This window comes from Bacillus sp. JJ1566 (assembly GCF_036962685.1).
GTDB lineage: Bacteria > Bacillota > Bacilli > Bacillales > Bacillaceae_L > Ferdinandcohnia.
On sequence record NZ_JBALOP010000079.1, the window covers coordinates 21,735 to 28,162 of the forward strand.

At 36.2% G+C, this 6,428-nt stretch carries 5 protein-coding genes; 1 reads left to right on the forward strand and 4 read right to left on the reverse strand.

Annotation, left to right across the window (positions count from 1 at the left end):
- Positions 1–343: 343 nt before the first annotated feature.
- From V7112_RS23270 to V7112_RS23285, 4 genes are all read right to left on the reverse strand, one after another.
- Positions 344–2,008: a PucR family transcriptional regulator gene (locus V7112_RS23270; protein ID WP_335424283.1), complete on the reverse strand. Its 1,665-nt coding sequence runs from the start codon at positions 2,006–2,008 to the stop codon at positions 344–346.
- A gap of 98 nt (positions 2,009–2,106) precedes the next feature.
- Complete coding sequence (locus tag V7112_RS23275) at positions 2,107–3,093, reverse strand: asparaginase (RefSeq protein WP_335424274.1); 987 nt, start codon at positions 3,091–3,093, stop codon at positions 2,107–2,109.
- Positions 3,094–3,111: 18 nt separating this feature from the next.
- Complete coding sequence (locus V7112_RS23280) at positions 3,112–4,344, reverse strand: MFS transporter (protein ID WP_335424276.1); 1,233 nt, start codon at positions 4,342–4,344, stop codon at positions 3,112–3,114.
- A 35-nt stretch (positions 4,345–4,379) separates the two neighbouring features.
- Positions 4,380–5,744 (reverse strand): dihydroorotase, encoded by a 1,365-nt coding sequence (locus V7112_RS23285; RefSeq protein ID WP_335424278.1) that lies wholly within the window; start codon positions 5,742–5,744, stop codon positions 4,380–4,382.
- A 171-nt stretch (positions 5,745–5,915) separates the two neighbouring features.
- On the opposite strand from V7112_RS23285, the gene V7112_RS23290 reads away from it, so the two are divergent.
- Positions 5,916–6,182 (forward strand): hypothetical protein, encoded by a 267-nt coding sequence (locus V7112_RS23290; protein WP_335424279.1) that lies wholly within the window; start codon positions 5,916–5,918, stop codon positions 6,180–6,182.
- The last annotated feature ends 246 nt before the right edge of the window (positions 6,183–6,428 follow it).

The following is a 6,428-nucleotide window of genomic DNA, read 5'->3' on the forward strand; positions in this document are numbered from 1 at the left end:
AAGTAAGGGATTTACAAACCTTAAATTCACGACAATCTGAGTTAATTATTGATTTATTTTAAAGAGAAGACATTAAATATGAGATTAATAACGATGGTAGTCTGAAGTATTGGACTTACCATTGAAATAGAAAGTTGAATCGCTGCAGTTAAGCTGCAGTGTTTTTTGTTTATAAATTCACATAATCAACATTATGTAATATGGAACTATATTAAATAGATATGTTCTCTACTAAAAGCACTTCAAGTTCGTATCATTGTTAAGTTTTGAAGGTAAATAAAAAGTTAAGTGCTTGATTACAGTGTATTAACCTTTTAAGTTCATTGGAGATCAAGCACTTTTACTACAACATCGAATCCGCCTCAAGCGCAAACAAATAGGTCAGCCGATCCTCAGCATTATCTAAATCAATATTTAACTTGTTTTGTATTTTCTTTATTCGATATAAAACAGTATTAGGATGCACAAACAGGATGTTTGCTGTTTGCTTAAAGTTACAATTACAATTTAGATAGGTGTGCAAGGTTTCGAGCATAACGTTACCATTCATTTGATCAAATTCCTTTAATTCTGCCAAAAAGTCATTACAAAATAATTGTAATTCCTCAGTGTTAGGTATCATTTTAATAATTCGATGGATTTTCAAATTCTCAAACAAGATAATAGACTGTACCTTAGGAAATGATTTGGAAACGGATAGGGCAGTTGTTGCTTCTTTATAACTCTTTCCGAGAAGGCTGAGCTTTTTGTATGCACTGCCGATTCCAACCCGAATATTATCAGTTCCGAAATGTTGTTCAAGTTCTTCTACTGCAACCTCAAGGGTATTTTTTAAAAGACTGGTAACCTTATTTAGTAATCTAGGAGAGAAGGGTATTAGAATTTTAACCTGTGAAGTATCACAACCTATAATCACATTTTCAAAGTGTTTTTCGATATGCTTTTTAAAAATACTTATAAAAAGGTCCTCTGAGTGACTTAGAAAGTCTTTTTCGGTTATTTGCTCCCCAAGTGTTTCTACGATGATTGCAATCATTGGTTTTGACCAATCAATATTATAAAGATTTTGGACCTTAATGTTTTCAGTATTATGTATTCCTTGGATTAAATCTTCAATAAGTGCTAACGTTTTTGTGCTGAAAGCCTTTTGATGTAAAACGTCTTTCATAAATTGTAAAGCTAATGCGGTTGTACCATGTTCTAAGGCAATTAAATCAATAGAAGTATGTGGACGATTAACATCAATTAAAGATATGAAACCATATAAAACCTTATTTGAAAATATAGGCATCATGATATGTGTAAATTTTTGTTTTTGAATTGATATAGGAGAGATATGATATTTTTCTTTGCTTTTTCCATGTAAAACCCTTTTATAATATTCAGACTGTAGGATTTTTCCTCTGAAGGATTCAGCCAAGCGTGTATTAAAAACCTGTTCACCATCAGTAAAAGTGTCATCGCTGTTTACTTGTCCAATTACAAGTAAATTCAGTCTAACATCCTCGACAATGATTGGGTTATCCACAAGGTTTGAAATCGTATTTGCGATCACCTTCACTGATTCATCATCCAACACAAGAGAGGTTAGTTTTCGATGGATTTCTTCAGCCTTTTGGATAATTTTTGTCTGTTGGTCCATTAATAGATTCGTAACGGACTCAATCGCAACCGGCCATGTAATGTCCGATGGTAACTCAATCAAAGGGAAATTATATCGCTCTGCTAATTCGATGATAGAGGGATGGATACTACCTAGGAATCTGGTAGTCTTAATTCCAAGAGCAGTCGCGCCATTTAAAATAAGACTCTCGACCCATTCGGTTTGATATTTGATTCCTTTGCTAATAAAGAATGCAGTTGTACAAACTAATTCTCCCCCGCGCAACCAATTAGCTGAATCTGGGACTTCTGCTACTGTGATTGTATTTACAACTCGAGATAGGCCATTGATTCCAGCTAGAATCTTAGAGTGCTGAAAACCTTTTGTTTTCAATACATCATTCACCGTAATCAAGATAAGAATCCTCCTAGGGGATTTTCTTATATTATATCAATAAAAGTAAAGAAAGGTAGATTCCCACGAAGAGAAATCTACCCTAAATTTTACTCTACATTAAAAGCAGCACGAATTTCTTCATTATTTGCCCCTTGCATGAGAAGAAGTATAAGAAGCAATCTAGCTTTTAAACCATCAAGCATACCTGCTCTAATAAGACCTCTTCCAAGTAAATCACTTTCTGACCCTTTAAAATTATAAGTATGGCGGAGTATTTCGCCAGATCCAGTCCTTGATGTCAAAACCACGGGTTTACTTTTAGCAATTCTTTCAAGTGTTTCAACCATGGAAGATGGAACATGACCACCACCCATTGACTCAATTACAACCCCTTTATAATTGGCAGTTTCCACAAGCTCCAGGAGTGTATCATCGTCTCCGAAACCAAGCTTGATTAAAGCTACTGGGCAAGTTGTTGTATCTTTAGGGAGAGTGATTTTCCAATGCTTGCGTGGCTTTAAGACGATAGCTGGTTTTCCTTCAGAAATCCAGCCAATCGGTCCAACTAAAGATGAACGAAATGTTGCCGTACTAGAGGTATGAGTCTTTTTCACAAATTGGGCTGCATGAATTTCATCGTTAAACACGACCATTGTACCCATACCTCGGCTTGTGTCACTAACCGCTGTCTGAACTGCAGCTAAAACATTCCCTGGACCATCTGCACTTGGAAGTTCAGCATTCCGCATGGCACCTGTAATAACGATAGGGGCTTCAACATCTAGAAGACAGTCTAATATAAATGATGTTTCTTCTATATTATCGGTCCCCTGTGTGATCACAACTCCCTTGTAACCTTCCGCAATTCTTAACTTGATCTTAGAAGATAGTTCAATTAGATCCCAAATGGTAAGATCAACGGATGGAAGCTGCCTAAATGTTTCGGTTGAAATATCACAAACTTCTTTTAATTGCGGAATGCTTTCCACCAGATTACTGGCAGTTAGTCGTGGCTTAACTCCAATACCAGAGCCACTCAAACTTGTTGAAGCGATGGTTCCACCTAATGAAAATAGTATAATTTTTTCTCTCAAATAATTAACCTCCAACATTTATTTTCCAATCGGAGCGGAGTTAGTACCTACAGTAGTTCCTCGATTGGAACGGGAAAGAATTGACAGGATTGCAGCGATAACCGCACATAATGAAATCATGATTAGAGCAGCATTAGTCCATCCTAGTATCACTTTTAATTGACCTAATAAATAACCAGTAAACGCTGCTGGGACATATAAGCTTGTTACGAAAAGTCCTGAAGCCTTGGAAGCATTAAATCTTTTAACCGATTTAATAATTCCTGCTGATAGGTTCGCATAAACCATTCCACTAATTGCCCCACCAAAAACAAATGAAAATACAATGTGCAATGCAAGTGAACTACCTAAACCTGCGAATAGCAATCCACCGGTAATAGCCGAAATAATAAGTGAGATGAAAAGAACTATACGATAGTTGAAACGATCCCCAAACCAACCGCCTATTAGTGAAAGTAGTGCACCAAAACCATAAAAACTTACAGCTAATCCAGCCTGTTGCGGAGTAAATCCTAACTCTTCTCTTAAATAAGTTGGATAAAGTCCTAAATAACTATAAATTGCCAGGCCAGCAAATACTGTTGCAAGAGCTAGGAGAATAGGTTTTTTTGACCAAATACTGTCAGCTAGATCGCTTTCATCTATCGGTTCAGCTGTTTCTTTATCCTTATCATCAACCTTAAGCTCAGAAAACCAAGGTTTTACAAATAAGAGAATTGGAACAAGGATAACAATCCCTAATAAACCAAATACTTTAAAAGGCATATACCAATCAGTAGTACTCAAAATGGCAGCTCCAAGGTTAGGCCCAATAATTGCACCAACGCCAAAGGTAAAGTTGAGTGAGCTTGCAGCAACTCCACGGTGCTTATAAAAGTAAGTTGTACCAATAGCTAATAGTGCGGTTAACTGCATTGCTTCACCCAAACCTGTAATAAAGCGATAGAAAAGTAGGTCTGGCATACCTTGTACATATGCTGTTAAAAAAGTTGCAACTGAGAAGATTATTAATCCCAAAGAAGCGACATTCTTCCTCGACATTCTTCCAAGCAAATATCCTGTAGGGATACCGGCAACTCCCATTCCGAGCGTAAAAATTGTTGCTGCTAAGCCTACCTCTGCAACTGTCAAATCTAAGGAGGTTCGAACATCTGTAGCTAGTACGGAAAAAAGCTGGCGATCCATTGCGTTAACAACATATGAAAGCAACAACAAAACAAACATCCATAATGCTACTCTATCCTTGTTCATCATATGACACCCCTTTAAAAATTTCTAATATTTGATTACGCTTTCAATTGTTTTTGAAAAGAAGAGTAAACTCTTGATACTGGTTGACCTAAACCTGGATCTGCAACGATTTTTCCATTATCCATGACAATATTACCACGAACAATTGTCATAACAGGCTTCCCAGTACATTCAGTTCCATCAAATGGGGACCATCCAGCTTTTGAAACGATTTCTTTATTTTTAATTGTCCACTTTTGAGACATATTTACCAATACAAAGTCAGCATCTGCTCCAACTACCATGCATCCTTTACGTGGATACAGTCCAAGTACCTTTGCAGGCATTTCAGAATATAACTGTACCACTCGTTCTAGTGTAATTTTGTTTTGATTTACGAGATTTAGCATCATAGGCAATGTCGTTTCAACGCCTGGAAGACCAAAATTACATTCCCAAATTGAGCCAGTCAACTTTTGTTCTGCTGTAGATGGGGCATGGTCAGTCGATAACAACTGGATACTTCCATCGTTTATCATTTCTAAAAGCCTTTCTCTGCCACTCGCATTTCTAGCAGGAGGCGTAAATTTTGCAAATGGCCCCATTTCTTTTACTTTATCATCATCTAAAAAGAGATATTGCGGGCAAATTTCACCGTATAATTTAGCACCTTCTGCTTGTTCACGTTTAATTAAATCAACCACAAGGGGATGACTAATATGTGCAATGGTGGCATTCACACCAGTTAGGCGTGCCATTAGTGCAACATTTGACACTGCAATTTCCTCAGCAGTTTCAGAACGCCAATCACTAATAATTCCATTATCACAACGATGTTGATCCTTAAGTCTCATCTCATTTCCAGCTGTAATAGAATCATCCTCACAATGCACTAAACACCTACCATCAAAAGAAGCAACCTCAGTAAACACCTGATATAACTCATCATTTGTTAATGTTGGAATACCATGTGTTGTACAAGTGAACAATTTAAACATTGTTGCGCCACTTTCCCATAGCTCTTTAAGCTTCCCAATATCATCAGGGAAGACGTGAGCAGTTAGTCCAAAATCAACAAGTGAGCGTGTAGAAAGGTGGTCAATTTTTTCTTGGTAGGTTTTTACACTGCGAACCGGAAATGCATGCGTGTGCTCAATTACGGTAGTAACTCCGCCTATAGCAGCAGCAGCAGAACCACTTATAAAATCCTCTCGATCAGTCTCACCAGGATCCATAAAGTGCACATGCTGATCTACCATTCCTGGAAGCAGGTATAGTCCGTTTGCATCAATGGAACGCTTTGCACCACCAAGTGGAAATTCACTTATAGAAGCGATTTTGCCATCCTTAACTGATATACACCCTTGATACGTTTGGTTTCCTGTTACAATCGTTGCATTCAAAATTTCTAAATCAAACAATTTTCATACCCCCTAATTAAACGATTATTATGAAGATAATTATTATTCGGAATATTCCTTACTCAATTATACTTAATAGAGTGGTCGGGTACTTTGTACTAAATCACAAAAATAGGTGGGAGATTTTGTGCTAAAACAATAAAGATATGTTAAAAAGAGCCTTTTCCTTTAGTGTTGCATTACATAAAACTTGCAAGAAATACTGAAAATGTACTACTTGCATTGATTAATGCATTGCTATTTTTTAAGGAAGACATTGGAACGTTTCTATATGCGGATGAAAAAATTTTAAGGAAGCAGCAAAGAATAAAAATTGACTCTATGCTTGAAATACCGGTTTCAAATGGTCTGATTATTAAGTTTATAGTTTATAAAAAGATAAGAATTTGTTTTACAAATACATTTGACGAACCCGAACTAGAAAAACAAGTGAGTTAGCTGATGGTCTTTCAGTTAAAGGCAATATTATTACTATGTAAGTACCTTCCTAGAACTTTCCTTATGTTAACTTTAATATCAAAGAAAACCTTTTTTGATTGAAAATTGTATTATTTCTAAGCGTAAATCTAAAATATTCACGCTTTTTTTATTGGGAAAAATTGTTGTTTAAAAAGGTATTTGTATGTACCCGTAGAATAGTTTAAATATAAAAGTTTAAATTGGAAGTGCATACATGAATCTAAT

What these genes read in the sequence shown, in the direction of transcription:
- V7112_RS23280 (WP_335424276.1), bottom strand. Translation starts at nt 4,344, where the DNA reads ATGAACAAGGATAGAGTAGCATTATGGATGTTTGTTTTGTTGTTGCTT.